Source organism: Aeromonas sp. PI_26 (assembly GCF_027854445.1).
Lineage (GTDB): Bacteria > Pseudomonadota > Gammaproteobacteria > Enterobacterales > Aeromonadaceae > Aeromonas > Aeromonas veronii.
Window position 1 is genome coordinate 62,113 of the sequence record NZ_JAJNOE010000007.1, and the last position, 13,263, is coordinate 75,375.

Annotated in this window: 14 protein-coding genes; 12 read left to right on the top strand and 2 right to left on the bottom strand. The window is 61.3% G+C overall.

Annotation, left to right across the window (positions count from 1 at the left end):
- Positions 1–12 precede the first annotated feature (12 nt).
- The 7 genes from LRL22_RS09700 (at position 13) to LRL22_RS09730 (ending at position 6,588) form a co-directional block, all read left to right on the top strand.
- On the top strand, positions 13–687 hold the full coding sequence (locus LRL22_RS09700) for a thermostable hemolysin (RefSeq protein ID WP_270905281.1): 675 nt from the start codon (positions 13–15) through the stop codon (positions 685–687).
- Complete coding sequence (locus LRL22_RS09705) at positions 684–2,150, top strand: AMP-dependent synthetase/ligase (RefSeq protein ID WP_270905282.1); 1,467 nt, start codon at positions 684–686, stop codon at positions 2,148–2,150. Before LRL22_RS09700 ends, LRL22_RS09705 begins: the two co-directional genes overlap by 4 nt.
- Positions 2,147–2,800: a TenA family transcriptional regulator gene (locus tag LRL22_RS09710; protein WP_270905283.1), complete on the top strand. Its 654-nt coding sequence runs from the start codon at positions 2,147–2,149 to the stop codon at positions 2,798–2,800. The genes LRL22_RS09705 and LRL22_RS09710 overlap by 4 nt, the downstream gene beginning before the upstream one ends.
- A gap of 34 nt (positions 2,801–2,834) precedes the next feature.
- On the top strand, positions 2,835–3,704 hold the full coding sequence (locus tag LRL22_RS09715) for an SDR family oxidoreductase (RefSeq protein ID WP_128815032.1): 870 nt from the start codon (positions 2,835–2,837) through the stop codon (positions 3,702–3,704).
- Position 3,705: 1 nt separating this feature from the next.
- The gene (locus tag LRL22_RS09720) at positions 3,706–4,338 is read left to right on the top strand and encodes a tetratricopeptide repeat protein (RefSeq protein WP_425292793.1); all 633 of its coding nucleotides are present in this window, start codon (positions 3,706–3,708) and stop codon (positions 4,336–4,338) included.
- A gap of 130 nt (positions 4,339–4,468) precedes the next feature.
- Positions 4,469–5,155, top strand: coding sequence for a response regulator (locus tag LRL22_RS09725; RefSeq protein WP_005335091.1), 687 nt, complete (start codon positions 4,469–4,471; stop codon positions 5,153–5,155).
- The gene (locus LRL22_RS09730; protein ID WP_270905284.1) at positions 5,152–6,588 is read left to right on the top strand and encodes an ATP-binding protein; all 1,437 of its coding nucleotides are present in this window, start codon (positions 5,152–5,154) and stop codon (positions 6,586–6,588) included. The genes LRL22_RS09725 and LRL22_RS09730 overlap by 4 nt, the downstream gene beginning before the upstream one ends.
- Positions 6,589–6,625: 37 nt before the next feature.
- On the opposite strand, the gene rloA3 is transcribed toward LRL22_RS09730, so the two are convergent.
- Positions 6,626–7,120, bottom strand: coding sequence for a retropepsin-like aspartic peptidase RloA3 (gene rloA3 / locus LRL22_RS09735; protein ID WP_270905285.1), 495 nt, complete (start codon positions 7,118–7,120; stop codon positions 6,626–6,628).
- A gap of 381 nt (positions 7,121–7,501) precedes the next feature.
- Here rloA3 and LRL22_RS09740 point away from each other — a divergent pair, with 381 nt between their 5' ends.
- The 5 genes from LRL22_RS09740 (at position 7,502) to LRL22_RS09760 (ending at position 12,451) form a co-directional block, all read left to right on the top strand.
- Positions 7,502–8,545 carry a GMP reductase gene (locus LRL22_RS09740; RefSeq protein WP_005348017.1) on the top strand — a complete coding sequence of 348 codons (1,044 nt, stop codon included), beginning with the start codon at positions 7,502–7,504 and terminating at the stop codon, positions 8,543–8,545.
- A gap of 95 nt (positions 8,546–8,640) precedes the next feature.
- Positions 8,641–9,837: an elongation factor P maturation arginine rhamnosyltransferase EarP gene (earP, locus tag LRL22_RS09745; protein WP_270905286.1), complete on the top strand. Its 1,197-nt coding sequence runs from the start codon at positions 8,641–8,643 to the stop codon at positions 9,835–9,837.
- Positions 9,838–9,882: 45 nt separating this feature from the next.
- Positions 9,883–10,449, top strand: a complete 567-nt coding sequence (gene efp / locus LRL22_RS09750; protein ID WP_005335100.1) for an elongation factor P — start codon at positions 9,883–9,885, stop codon at positions 10,447–10,449.
- Positions 10,450–10,583: 134 nt separating this feature from the next.
- On the top strand, positions 10,584–11,348 hold the full coding sequence (locus LRL22_RS09755; RefSeq protein WP_270905287.1) for a DUF3530 family protein: 765 nt from the start codon (positions 10,584–10,586) through the stop codon (positions 11,346–11,348).
- Between the two features lie 146 nt (positions 11,349–11,494).
- A complete protein-coding gene (locus LRL22_RS09760) occupies positions 11,495–12,451 on the top strand; it encodes a D-2-hydroxyacid dehydrogenase (RefSeq protein WP_043822240.1) in 957 nt (318 codons plus the stop codon).
- Positions 12,452–12,547: 96 nt separating this feature from the next.
- Here the strand turns inward: LRL22_RS09760 and LRL22_RS09765 are convergent, their stop codons facing one another.
- Complete coding sequence (locus tag LRL22_RS09765) at positions 12,548–13,030, bottom strand: YMGG-like glycine zipper-containing protein (protein WP_270905288.1); 483 nt, start codon at positions 13,028–13,030, stop codon at positions 12,548–12,550.
- Positions 13,031–13,263: the final 233 nt, after the last annotated feature.

A 13,263-nucleotide genomic window follows, 5' to 3' on the forward strand; every position in this document is an offset into this window, starting at 1 on the left:
AAGGAGTCACCCATGACCATCGAGATCCAGGCCCCCTACCGATTGCTGCTAGCCAAGTCCCCGCAGCAGGTCATGGCGCTGCAAACCTATATCCAGGCCGCCTACACCCTCGAATTCAACGCCCGCATCCCCCATTTCCTCCCCTGTCTACTGGGGCTCTATCGGGCGGACGGGACGCTGGTCGGCGCCTGTGGTCTCAATCATACCAGTGAGGGGCCTCTCTATCTGGAACAGTATCTGGAGCAACCCATCGAGGCCGCCATCAATACCCGCCTCGGGGTCTATCCGGCACGCAACCGCATTATCGAAGTGGGCAATCTGGCCTGCAGCGAACCGGGCAATGCCCGCCTGATGTTCGCGGCCCTGTGTCGTCTGCTATGTGAGAACGCCCTCGACTACGTGGTCTTTACCGGCACAGCCAAGCTGCGCAACAGCTTTGCCCGCCTGCAACTCAATCCGGTGGAGCTGGCCCCCGCCCAGGCCTATCAGGTGGGAGCCGACGCCGATGCCTGGGGTGAGTACTACCGCTGCCAACCCAAGGTGATGGTGGGTGACATCAATCAGGGGCGCGAGGTGCTGGCCCAGAGCAGCCTGCTGCTCAATCTGCTGGCCCCCATGCCGACCCTGTTTGAGGGTGCCAGCAAGAGCAGTGATAACCAGCCCCATCAAAAAAGGTGCGCTCAATGAGCCTGTTCGACGCCATCGCCAAACATGCCCGCGAGAATCCGCAATCCCCTGCGCTGCTGAGCAGCCAGCAGCGGCTCGATTACCAGACCCTGTGGCAACAGATCCAGCGTCTGGCCAGCCAGCTGCAACAGCTCGACATCAGCCGTCTGGCGCTGCAACTTGACAACGGCCTGCCCTGGGCGCTGCTGGATCTCGCCTGCACCCGCGCCGATATCGTGGTCATTCCGGTGCCCCACTTCTTCAGTCAGGCCCAGCAGGCCTGGTTGCTGGAGAGCAGCGGCGCCGATGCGCTGGTGGGCCCACATCATCAGGGGTGGCATGCCGCCGAGCCGCTCTCGCTGATCACCGGCGAGCTGCCATTATGGCGCCATACCCCGACCAATCGACCGGCGCTGCCCAAGGGCACCGCCAAGATCACCTACACCTCCGGTACCACGGGCCAGCCCAAGGGCGTCTGCCTGTCACTGACCCAGATGATGGCGGTGAGCCATGCGCTGGCCGAGCGGGTCGCGCCAGCCAAGGTGGAAAAACACCTGACCCTGCTGCCGCTGGCGACCCTGCTTGAGAACATCACCGGCCTCTATGTGCCGCTGCTGACCGGCGCCTGCAGCCGCATTCCGTCCCTCGGGGAGCTCGGTTTCACCGGTTCCAGTTCGCTCAATGCGGCCATGCTGGGGGAGGCCCTGTTGCGCTGGTCGACCCACAGTCTGGTGCTGGTGCCCGAACTGCTGCGCCTGCTGTTGGCGCTCTGCACCAGCACACCGACGCTGGCCCAGCAGCTCAAGAGCCTGCGCTTTATTGCCGTCGGTGGCGGCAAGGTGGCCCCCGACCTGATCAAACATGCCCGCCAGCTCGGACTGCCGGTATACGAAGGTTATGGCCTCTCGGAGTGTGGCTCCGTGGTGGCGCTCAACAGCCCGGATGCTGACAAGCCCGGCAGCGTCGGCCGCCCTCTGCCCCACTGTCAGGTCACCATCGCCAGCGACGGCGAAATTATGGTAAGCGGCAGTGCCATGCTTGGCTATCTCGGCAGCAACGAACCAACTCCCAAACAGATCGCCACCGGCGATCTGGGTCATCTCGATGATGAGGGCTACCTCCATATCACCGGTCGCAAGAAGAATGTCCAGATCACCGCCTTTGGCCGCAACTTCTCGCCAGAGTGGGTGGAGGCCGAGGCCCAACTCTGCCCCGCCATCGCCCGCATCGTGGTGTTTGGCGATGGTCAGCCTGCCAACGTGGCGCTGATCCAGCCCCTGCCGGGCAAAGAGGCGGATCTGCCCCGCCAGATCGCAGGTCTGAACCAGCGGCTGCCCGATTATGCCCGGCTGCACCACTGGTTGCCGGTGGCGCTGGATCAACATCCCGGCCTGCTGACCGCCAACGGGCGCCCACGTCGCAACGAGATTTACCAACACTTTTCCCGGCAAATCAGCCAATGCCTTACAGGAGAATCGTCATGAGCTTCTACCAGACTCTGCAACAAGCCACTGCTCAGGAGCGTGAGCATCTGTTCAACGCCCCCATCATCGAAGCCTGTCGCCGTGGCGATATCAGCCGTGACACCTATCTCGCCTTTCTGGCGCAGGCTTACTACCACGTGCGCCACACAGTTCCACTGCTGATGGCAACCGGCGGCAAGCTGGGTCAGGAGTACGAGTGGGTGCGCGGCGCCATTGCCGAGTACATCGACGAGGAGTATAGCCATCAGGAGTGGATCCTCAACGATATCCGCGCCTGTGGCGGTGATGCCGAGGCGGTGCGCCACGGCCAGCCCGGGCTGCCCATCGAGCTGATGGTGGCCTTCCTCTACGACCAGATCCAGCGTGGCAACCCCATGGGCTTCTTCGGCATGGTGCAGGTACTGGAAGGCACCAGCGTGGCCATCGCCCTCACCGTCGCCGACCAGCTGAAAAAGGGTCTCGGCCTGCCACCCCAGGCGATGAGCTACCTCAGTTCCCACGGCGCCCTGGATCAGGAGCACCTCAAGTTCTTTGAATCCCTGATGGATCGGGTCGAAAGTCCGGCGGATCAGGCGGCCATCATCCACGGGGCCAAGGTGGTCTACCGCCTTTATGGCGAGATGCTCTACAACCTCACCGCCACTGTGTAAATCGGCAGCAGACAGCAAAAAGGGAATCCATACCATGAACCTTGAAGGGAAACTCGTGCTGCTCACCGGCGCCAGCGGTGGCATAGGTGAAGAACTGGCGCAGGAGCTGGCGGCCCAGGGGGCCCACCTGCTGCTGCACGGTCGTCGCGGCCCCGCACTGGAGCGACTGTGCAAGTCACTGCCTCATCCCGAGCGCCATCAGGTGGTGCTCGCCGACCTCGGCTCTGCGCAGGAGCGGGCCAAGCTGTTGCAACACCCTGCGCTGGAGGACGGGATCGACATCCTGATCAACAACGCTGGCTGCAACCAGTTTGCCTGGCTGGAAGATCAGAGCTTCGAGCAGGTGGAGCGCCAACTGCTGCTCAATATCGAGGCGCCCATCCAGCTCACCCGTGCCCTGCTGCCAACCATGCGCAAGCCGGGGATCATCATGAACATGGGCTCGAGCCTGGGCAGCATCGGCTACCCCGGTTACAGCGTCTACTGCGCCAGCAAATTTGCCCTGCGCGGCTTTAGCGAAGCGCTGGGACGGGAGCTGGAGGGGAGCGGCATCAAGGTGCTGCACTTTGCCCCCCGCGCCACCCGCACCAAACTCAATTCCGAAGCGGCTTACGAGATGAATGCAGCGCTCGGCACCCAGACCGACAGCCCGCAGGAGGTGGCCGAAGAGGCGGTCATCGCCCTGTGCAACGAAACCCGCCGCAGCTGGCTCGGCTGGCCGGAAAAACTGTTCGTGCGGCTCAACGCCCTGCTGCCCGGCATTGTCGACAAGGCGCTGGCCAGACAGCTGCCGATCATCAAACGTTATGCCCGTCATCTTCAGCCAGGGACGGCTGATGCCGGCGCAAACAGTGCGCCACAACCAGCCTTGTCCCGCCCGATCCCGACCAAGAAGGAGCATTAATATGAACTTTTTCCGTCAATCAGTGACCTCTTGTGCCATCGCCATCCTGCTGGGGTCCTCCTCGGTCATGGCCGCGGATGATGCCCTCGTCCCCATCCAGCAACAGTGGGCCGTCTGCCAGTATCAACAGAGCGGCAAGGCGAAAGAGAGCTGCCTCGGAACCCTGAGCACCCAAGCCGAAGCGGCCAGCGCCAAGGAGCCTTTTCGCGCCGATCTGCTGATCTGGTCTGCCATCGTCAAGAGCACCTGGGCTGGCGCCAAGGGCGGGCTGGGAGCGCTGGGGCTGGTGAAAGAGGCCAAGGCCAAGCTGGAGCTTGCGCTCAAACAGGATCCCAAGGCGCTGGACGGCTCTGCCTACACCAGTCTGGGCTCCCTCTACTATCAGGTGCCCGGCTGGCCGGTCGGCTTTGGCGATGACGAAAAGGCAGAGCAGCTGCTCAAGCAGGCGCTGGCCATCAATCCGGATGGCATAGACCCCAACTTCTTCTATGGCGACTTCCTGCTGGATCAGGGTCGCAAGGCCGAGGCCAAAACCTACCTCGACAAGGCGCTGGCCGCCCCGGCCCGCCCGGGTCGCGAAGTGGCCGACGAAGGGCGCAGAATGGAGATCCGCGATCGGCTGGCCAAGCTATAAAACCCTGATGGATCAAAGAACTATTTAAACTCTGCCCACCAGCTTGCATACTGGTGGGCAGGGTTGTTTATGCCACGGCACGCCCTGGCGCTGAGCCAGATCGCGACACCCAACAAACAGGGAGAAAAGAATGCGGATCCTGCTGGTGGAAGATGATGTGATGCTGGGGGATGGTATGCAGGATGCACTGCGCCATAGCGGCTACACGGTGGACTGGCTGCAACAGGGGTTGCCCGCTCTGGCAGCCCTCAAGAGCGACGAGTTTGCCGCCCTGATCCTCGATCTCAACCTGCCCGACATCGATGGCCTCAGCCTGCTGCGCAAGTTGCGGCGTGAAGGCCACCAGTTGCCGGTGCTGATCCTCACCGCCCGCGATGCGCTGGACGATCGGGTGGTCGGCCTTGATGCCGGCTCCGACGACTACATGGTCAAGCCCTTCGCCCTGCAGGAGCTCAACGCCCGCCTGCGCGCCCTGGTTCGTCGCAGCAAGGGGCAGGCTCAGGCGGTACTGGAGTATGGCGATATCCTTATCTATCCCGAATCCCAGCAGGTCACCTATCAGGGGGAAGCGGTCAAACTCACCCCCCACGAATACAAATTGCTGCAGGAGCTGATCAGCCAGAGCGGCCGGGTGCTGAGCAAGGATCAGCTGCAACAGAGCCTCTACGGCTGGGATGAAGGGGCCGAGAGCAACGCGGTAGAGGTGCATATCCACCATCTGCGCAAGAAGTTCTACAGCGACCTCATCCGCAATATTCGCGGGGTCGGCTACATCATTCCCCAGCTCGAACAGCCAAGCCGGACACCCGCACGATGAAACGTCCCCGCTCCATTCGCCGCTTTCTGCTCACCGGTATCCTGACGCTGGTGAGCCTGAGTCTCACCATCAGTGCCTTTATCGGTTACATGGAGGCAAGCCACGAGATGGAGGAGCTGTTTGATGCCCGCCTCGCCCAGTCGGCGCGCATCACCAACCAGCTGCTGGCTCGCTATATGGCCCAGCAGGGGCAGCTGCCCGCCAACGGCACCGTCTATCAGGAGTGGGAGGCGCAAAATCCCGACGAGTGGCAAAAAGATCCCGGCCTCAACCTGACCGGCGAAGATCGGGAACTCACTCCCTACGGCCACGAGTTCGAACGTAACCTCTACTTCCAGCTCCTCGATGAAAAGGGCGGCCTGCTGCTGCGTGCCCCCAGCGCTCCGGCCCAGCCACTGGTTGAGCTGGCTCTCGGGTTCAACACGGTAGAGAAGGATGGACATCAGTGGCGCACCTTCACCCTCTACAACCAGCAGAAGCAGACCTGGCTGGTGGTGGCCGAGCGGGACGACGAGCGCAGCGAACTGGCCAGCAAGATGGCCACCCTTACCATGCTGCCGCTGCTGATCACCCTGCCGTTCCTGCTGGCCCTGCTCTGGTGGCTCATCACCCGCGGGCTGGCACCACTGCGCCAACTGGCACAGGCCATTAGCGAACGCCACCCCGCCAACCTGAGCCCACTCAGCCTCAAGATAAGCGCTCAGGAGTTGACCCCCCTCACCAACGAGATCAACCGCCTGATGCAGGCGCTGGCAGAGACCATAGAGCGGGAGAAGCAGTTCACCAACGAGGCGGCCCACGAGCTACGCACCCCGCTGGCGGTGCTGCGGATCCACAGTGAAAATGCCCTGGCTGCCGAAGATGAAGAGAGCCGCCAGCAATCCTTGCACAAAATGCTGCAGGCACTCGACCGCAGCGATCGGCTGATCCGCCAACTGCTGACCCAGGCCCGTATCGACAACCAGCAGGGACTGGTACTGACCGAACTGGAGGTGGGACACCTGCTGCAAGGCACCCTCGCGACCCTGGCACCCATCGCGCTCAAGAAGGATCAGCAGCTGTCGCTGGAGTGTGAAGTGCCGCAGCTGGTGATGGGGCAGGCCACCCTGCTCGAGCTGCTGTTCAGCAACCTGATCGACAATGCGCTGCGCTATACCCAGCCGGAGGGCGAGATCAGGGTGCGGGTACTGCGAGAGGGTAACCGGGTGAGGGTGGATGTGAGCGACAACGGCCCCGGCATCCCCACCAACGCCTTGAGCCGGCTGTGTGAACGCTTCTTTCGAGTCAATCCCCAGCAGGGGGATGGCGTGGGTCTCGGCATGGCCATCGTTTCACGTATCGCCCAGTTGCACGGCGCCGACCTCGATGTCCACAACCGGCCGGAAGGAGGACTGGAGGTGAGTGTGCTGCTCCCGCAACCTCCGGCAAGATAAGCGATAAGCAAACAGCCCGCGATGCGGGCTGTTTTTTTCAATGACAATCTGGCTGCACGGTAAAGGTTCGACTGGCATCCACCGGGCCCAGCTCCGCCAGCAAGCGGCGGCCCAGCAGCACCGGATAGATCATCTTGCTGCGATCCCGCAGGGTAAACCACTCCTCATACACCTTGTCCCCCAGACAGATGGACATGGTCACCGTTGGCCGCTGCTCCATGCCGCCCGCCCCACGTACCGTCACGCTGCGCTCGACCCGCCTCTCGAACTGCTGCTTGACCAGTTTGCCGCTGTCGGTATCGGTCACCACCAGCATGAAGCGCACCCAGGGCTTGCCATCCCGTTTGAATCTGGTGATGGAGCGTGCATCGAGGGAAGAGGTGAGCGCCCCGGTGTCGAGCTTCATCTTCACCGCCACGCCGGTAGGCAAAATAAGCCCCTTCTCGATCCAGCCATAGCTGGTCGGGGTCTCAGCCAGCGCACTGCCACACAGTGCCAGCATCAGGGTGATCCCCACCATCATCTTGCCCATTTTACTGCCCTGCCTTGTCAATCCTGCGCCCAGATCTACCACAGTCCCATTGTGGGTCAATCCGATTTATTTCAGTTAGTTGGATAATATCTGGCGGGTCAGGAGAGAGACGACAAAGAGTGGCCGAACGGCGGCCCAAGCGGGCGGGAGTATCGAAGGAGAGCAAGGCACCGAACGGTGCTGGATGAAACTGGTGGTTAACCTCAGGTTGTGACGCCAAAGGCTACCACAAGGATTTACAAATTATCAGTCTTGTTCTGAAGGGATTTTTGCCTACACTGTTGTAAACCGGAGGGCCTGAAAACCACCGGTTTTTTTGCGCCTGCCGAAAATTTGCCACTGCAAAAGTGACTTTCAACAAGGCTCAATAAGGAATTTGTAATGCGTATCGAAGAAGACTTGAAGCTCGGTTTCAAGGATGTCCTGTTCCGCCCCAAGCGCTCTACTCTCAAGAGTCGTTCCCAAGTAAGCCTGACCCGTCAGTTCACCTTCAAACACACTCAAACCCAATGGCAAGGCGTACCCGTTATCGCCGCCAACATGGATACCGTCGGCAGCTTCGCCATGGCGCGCACGCTGGCCGGTTTCGAGATGATGACCGCGGTACACAAGCACTACAGCCTTGAGCAGTGGCAAGCTTTCGTCAACGAGACCGATCCGGCGCTGCTGGGCCATGTGATGGTCTCCACCGGCACCTCGGCTGAAGATTTCGCCAAGACCCGCCAGATCCTCGCCATGTCCGAAGCGCTGCGCTTCATCTGTGTCGATGTGGCCAACGGCTACTCCGAACACTTCGTCGAGTTCGTGCGCAAAATTCGTGAAGCCTGCCCCAACCACGTCATTCTGGCGGGCAACGTGGTGACCGGCGAGATGGTCGAAGAGCTGATCCTCTCCGGCGCCGACATCGTCAAGGTCGGCATCGGCCCGGGCTCGGTCTGCACCACTCGCGTCAAGACTGGTGTCGGTTATCCGCAACTCTCCGCCATCATCGAGTGTGCCGATGCGGCCCACGGCCTCGGCGGCCAGATCGTCGGTGACGGCGGTTGCACCTGCCCGGGCGACGTCGCCAAAGCCTTCGGCGGCGGCGCCGACTTCGTGATGCTGGGCGGCATGCTGGCAGCCCACGAGGAGTGCGGTGGCGAGATCGTCGATGTAGACGGCGAACCCTTCATGAAGTTCTACGGCATGAGCTCCTCCAGCGCCATGGACAAGCACGCCGGTGGCGTCGCCGAATACCGCGCCTCCGAGGGTAAAACCGTACTGCTGCCCTACCGCGGTCCGGTCGAGAACGCCGTGCGCGACATTCTGGGCGGCGTGCGCTCCACCTGTACCTACGTAGGCGCCAGCCAGCTGAAAGAGCTGACCAAGCGCACCACCTTCATCCGGGTACGCGAGCAAGAGAACAACGTCTACGGCAAGGAGTAACCTGCCGCAGCGACCGTCACGCGCTGACGGTTAGAAGCCAGTCAACCGGTGTGCTACCCTGCGCACCGGTTTTTTTGCATCCGGGATCCCGAGCCATGACAACTCCCCTGCCCCCGTTTGACTGGGACATCTTCTGCTGCGTCGTCGACAACTTCGGCGACATCGGCGTCACCTGGCGACTCGCCCGCCAGCTAAAACGGGAGGGGAATATTGCGGCATATGGCAATGAGGTTCAGGTGCGGCTCTGGGTGGACGATCTGACAAGTTTCGCCCGCATCTGTCCGGCGCTCGACCCGGCGCAGGATGGCCAGTGGGTCGAGGGCATCTATATCCAGCACTGGCATGAGACCCTGCCGAGCGACATGACACCGGCCAGGGTAGTGATCGAGGCCTTTGCCTGCGAGCTGCCCGCCCCCTTCATAGAGCTGATGGCGAGCCAACCCAGATCCCCATGCTGGATCAATCTGGAGTACCTCTCGGCGGAGAGCTGGGTCGAGGATTGCCACGGTCTCGCCTCGCCCCAGCGGGTTGGCAATAAAAGCCTCAATAAATACTTCTTCTTCCCGGGCTTTACCGCTAAAACCGGCGGCCTTTTGTGCGAGCACGACCTCATCGCCGAACGGGAGCAGTGGCAACAAGATGAAGCGGAACTGGCAGACTACTGGGCCAGCCTCGGTTTGCCGCCCAGACAAGAGAACGAGCTGCGGGTCAGCCTCTTTACCTACGAGAGCGATGCGCTGAAGAGTCTGGTCGAGAGCTGGTGCCAGAGCGCCACGCCCGTCACCCTGCTGCTGCCGCTGGGGCGCTCTCTCAACGATGTGCTCACCGGTGCCGGTCTGACTGATGCCATCCCTGCAGCCAAAGCGGGGGATCTGCTCCACTCGGGCAACCTCACCATCAAGCTGCTGCCGATGACCGATCAGGCTGGCTACGATCGACTGCTGTGGACCTGCGATCTCAATCTGGTGCGTGGGGAGGACTCCTTCGTGCGGGCCCAGTGGGCAGCTCGTCCTTTCCTCTGGCACATCTACCAACAGGAGGAGGAGGCCCATCTGGTCAAGCTGGAGCAGTTCCTTGACCACTACTTATCCGATCTACCCGCCGAGTGCGGCCAATGGCTGCGCCGCTTTAATCTGGCTCTCAACCGTGGCGAAGATTGCGGCGAACTTTGGGCCCAATGGCCCCGATATAGCGCCATTTGGCAGCAACATGGGCGAAGCTGGTCACAGAAGTTGCTCCGGGATGGGGATCTCGTCACACGGTTGGTGAAATTTTTAGAAAGCCGTATATAATCTGGCAGTTTTTATCCGTCCGTTTCACGAACAGGAATTTTTTACATGAAAACCGCACAGGAAATCCGCGCTGGTAACGTAGTCATGATCGGCACCGAGCCGATGGTGGTTCAGAAGGCTGAATTCAACAAATCCGGCCGTAACTCCGCCGTGGTCAAAATGAAGCTGAAGGGCCTGCTGAACGGCAGCGCTACCGAGACCGTCTTCAAGGCCGACGACAAGCTGGACGTTGTTCAGCTGGAACGTAAAGAGTGCACCTACTCCTACTTCTCCGATCCCCTGTATGTCTTTATGGACACCGAGTACAACCAGTACGACGTAGAGAAAGACAACCTGGGTGACGTGCTGAACTACCTGGTAGACGGCATGGAAGATCTGTGTGAAGTGACTTTCTACAACGAGAAAGCCATCTCCGTAGAACTGCCGACCACCATCGTGCGCGAAGTTGAGTACACCGAACCGGCAGCCCGTGGCGACACCTCCGGTAAAGTGACCAAGCCTGCCCGTCTGAAAGGCACTACCTACGAGCTGGCTGTTGCCGCTTTCGTAGAGATCGGTGACAAGATCGAAATCGATACCCGCACCGGTGAGTTCAAGCGTCGCGTCAACTAATTGACCGCTTTGAATTGATTACAAAAAAGCGAGCCAACGGCTCGCTTTTTTATTGCCTCCGAGTTGCCATCACACCGCCCGCCTTCAGAAAATCCCGCCGCAGCCGCTAACCCAGATAACCGGGGGAGCACACTATGGCCAGATTATCCTTATCACTGCTGTTATTGACCTTGCTGGCTGGCCATGGGGCAGAGGCAAGCGAGGTCGCCCCCCCCGTTGCCGAGCCACTGCCCCTCGACCACTGGCAAGCCAGCGACTGGAAAGGGTTGCCCGATGCTACCCAAATCGACAAGCAGACGGTGCTGTTTGCCAAACACGACAGTGAAAACTATCTGGGGCTCGCCATTTTACTGCCCGACTGGCAGCGCAGCGGCCAGCTCTGGCAACTGACCCGTGCCCTCAGCCAGCTGGGTTTTGATACCCTGCTGCTCCTCCCCTCTCCCCAGCAGACCGAACTGGACCCAGCCGCCGAGAAAAAAGCGAAAAACAGCGATGCATTTCGCAAGCAGTTTGCCGAGCGGATCAGCAAGCTGGCGGATGCCAAGCTGCAGGAGGGGGGCTTCAAGCTGATCCTGGCGCAAGGTACCGGCGCCGCCTGGACTGCCAACCTCATCGCCAGCGAACAGTTGCCCGCCCCCGATGCACTGGTGCTGCTCGATGGCTTCTTCCCCAACCAGCAGAGCAACCAGACCCTGGCCAAACAGGTGGCTCAGGCGGCCATCCCCACTCTGGACCTCTATCAGGAGGATGGCGGTCGCTGGCCCCTGCTGGCCGCCGAGGCCCGCAGAAGCGAGAGCCGCCGCAGCAACAAGCTCAACTATCGCCCCTACGCCCTGATGGAGCTGGAGGAGACCCCCACCCGCATTCAGGGCTGGCTCAATCATCTGGGCTGGCTCTAAACCAGCAGCCACCGTGGCGCAATAAAGCGCGCGCCAGCTCACATCTGCCGGATAAAGCCCAACCCTGCCACGGCGACGATCTGGCCCTGACCGCATCCTCTTTGGCATCATGGCCCCTCGACACCAGAAAAATGGCAGGAAGGTCCATGCAGCAAATCGTATTTCTCGACAGCGATACCCTGGATGCGGGCATCACCCTGCATCACCCCGACTTCCCCCACCACTGGCAGAGCTATCCAAGTACTACCCCGGAACAGGTGGTGGAACGGCTCAAAGATGCCAGCATCGCCATCATCAACAAAGTACGGATCGGCGCCGCCGAACTGGCCCAGCTGCCGGAGCTCAAACTCATCGCCCTGGCCGCCACCGGCAGCGACAACGTGGATCTGGAAGCGTGCCGCGCCGCCAACGTCGGGGTGTGCAATATCCGCAATTACTCGGGCCCCTCGGTGCCGGAGCACGCCATGGCGCTGATGCTGGCCCTGTCGCGCAACCTCTTCTGCTGGCGCCAGTCGCTGCTGGAGGGGCGCTGGCAGCAGAGCGGCCAGTTCTGCTTTTTCGACCACAACATCATGGATCTGCACGGCAAGCAGCTTGGCATCATCGGCAAAGGGACGCTCGGTCAGGCGCTCGGCGAGCGGGCCAAAGGGATGGGGATGACAGTGCGTTACGCCCAGAGCCAGGTCGGCACCAGTCACGACGAGGCTCGCCTACCCCTCGATGAGTTGCTGCAAAGTTCGGATGTGATCAGCCTGCACTGCCCGCTCACCCCCTACACCCGCAACCTCATTGGCGAGCGGGAGCTGGATCTGATGAAACCGGGCGCCCTGCTGATCAACGTCGGCCGCGGTGGGCTGGTGGATGAGGAGGCGCTGCTGCAAGCGCTGGCCAACGGCCGCCTCGGTGGCGCCGGTTTCGATGTGGCGAGCGTCGAACCCCCGCCCCCCGACCATCCCTTGATGAAGGCGCTGCAATACCCCCACTTCATTCTGACCCCCCATGTGGCCTGGGCCAGCGAGGAGTCGATGCAGCGACTGGCCGACCAGCTTATCGACAACATCAACGCCTTTGCCGCCGGTCGCCGCCAGCACCGGCTGGTGTAACCGCACGAGAGAGTAACCGTAAAATCGAGTGACCACACCATGCAAAACGGGACCAACAGGCCCCGTTTTGCATCTTCCGCACTCACTGCATACGCATCAATCGTCGTCATGCCATCTGTGCTTCTTATGCCTTTTGTACTTCTTGTGGTGCTTGTGATGGTGATGATCATCGTCATCATCGTAATAGCGATCCTGGCTCTTGTGGCCATCGCCCGTCTTGGCACCGATGGCCGACCCACTCGCCCCGCCGACCCCGGCGCCGATCAGCTGACCGGTATCGCCACCAACACTCTTGCCGATAGCGGCACCGCCCAGCGCCCCCACCGCACCGCCAAGGGCCGCTTCATTCTTGTTGCCCTTGTTGGCCGTCGCCGCACCACCAGCTGCGCCGCCCAATGCCGCTCCCACCAGCGCACCGGTATCCCCCCCCAGCTCCTTGCCGATCATGGTGCCCGCCACCCCGCCTGCACCGCCACCCAAAATGGTATTGAGGGTCTCGGAGGCGTGCACGTTCGTGCTGCCAGCCAGCAAGGCGCCCAGCAGTGCCAGTGCGCGAAGAGCACGCGAATTCATCTCCATGGGTACTCCTGTCAAATCTGATTAATTTCCTCTGCACTATACAAACCGGCAGGCAGCAAACCAGTGGGTGACTAGCGGCAAGCAGGTTTTCACTTGAAACCCGGCAATAGGCGTGACCGGCAAGTCCGAATTCAATCTCTTGAATAACCACAAGAAAATTTTTATTTCACAGGTATGGCGTGTCCCTCGGCAGGAGTGGGAGGCTGTCGCAGCCCCACCCCAACTACTGGCGA

Coding starts and splice junctions, on each gene's coding strand:
- LRL22_RS09700 (WP_270905281.1), top strand. CDS start 13: ATGACCATCGAGATCCAGGCCCCCTACCGATTGCTGCTAGCCAAGTCC.
- LRL22_RS09705 (WP_270905282.1), top strand. CDS start 684: ATGAGCCTGTTCGACGCCATCGCCAAACATGCCCGCGAGAATCCGCAA.
- LRL22_RS09710 (WP_270905283.1), top strand. CDS start 2,147: ATGAGCTTCTACCAGACTCTGCAACAAGCCACTGCTCAGGAGCGTGAG.
- LRL22_RS09715 (WP_128815032.1), top strand. CDS start 2,835: ATGAACCTTGAAGGGAAACTCGTGCTGCTCACCGGCGCCAGCGGTGGC.
- LRL22_RS09720 (WP_425292793.1), top strand. CDS start 3,706: ATGAACTTTTTCCGTCAATCAGTGACCTCTTGTGCCATCGCCATCCTG.
- LRL22_RS09725 (WP_005335091.1), top strand. CDS start 4,469: ATGCGGATCCTGCTGGTGGAAGATGATGTGATGCTGGGGGATGGTATG.
- LRL22_RS09730 (WP_270905284.1), top strand. CDS start 5,152: ATGAAACGTCCCCGCTCCATTCGCCGCTTTCTGCTCACCGGTATCCTG.
- rloA3 (WP_270905285.1), bottom strand. CDS start 7,120: ATGGGCAAGATGATGGTGGGGATCACCCTGATGCTGGCACTGTGTGGC.
- LRL22_RS09740 (WP_005348017.1), top strand. CDS start 7,502: ATGCGTATCGAAGAAGACTTGAAGCTCGGTTTCAAGGATGTCCTGTTC.
- earP (WP_270905286.1), top strand. CDS start 8,641: ATGACAACTCCCCTGCCCCCGTTTGACTGGGACATCTTCTGCTGCGTC.
- efp (WP_005335100.1), top strand. CDS start 9,883: ATGAAAACCGCACAGGAAATCCGCGCTGGTAACGTAGTCATGATCGGC.
- LRL22_RS09755 (WP_270905287.1), top strand. CDS start 10,584: ATGGCCAGATTATCCTTATCACTGCTGTTATTGACCTTGCTGGCTGGC.
- LRL22_RS09760 (WP_043822240.1), top strand. CDS start 11,495: ATGCAGCAAATCGTATTTCTCGACAGCGATACCCTGGATGCGGGCATC.
- LRL22_RS09765 (WP_270905288.1), bottom strand. CDS start 13,030: ATGGAGATGAATTCGCGTGCTCTTCGCGCACTGGCACTGCTGGGCGCC.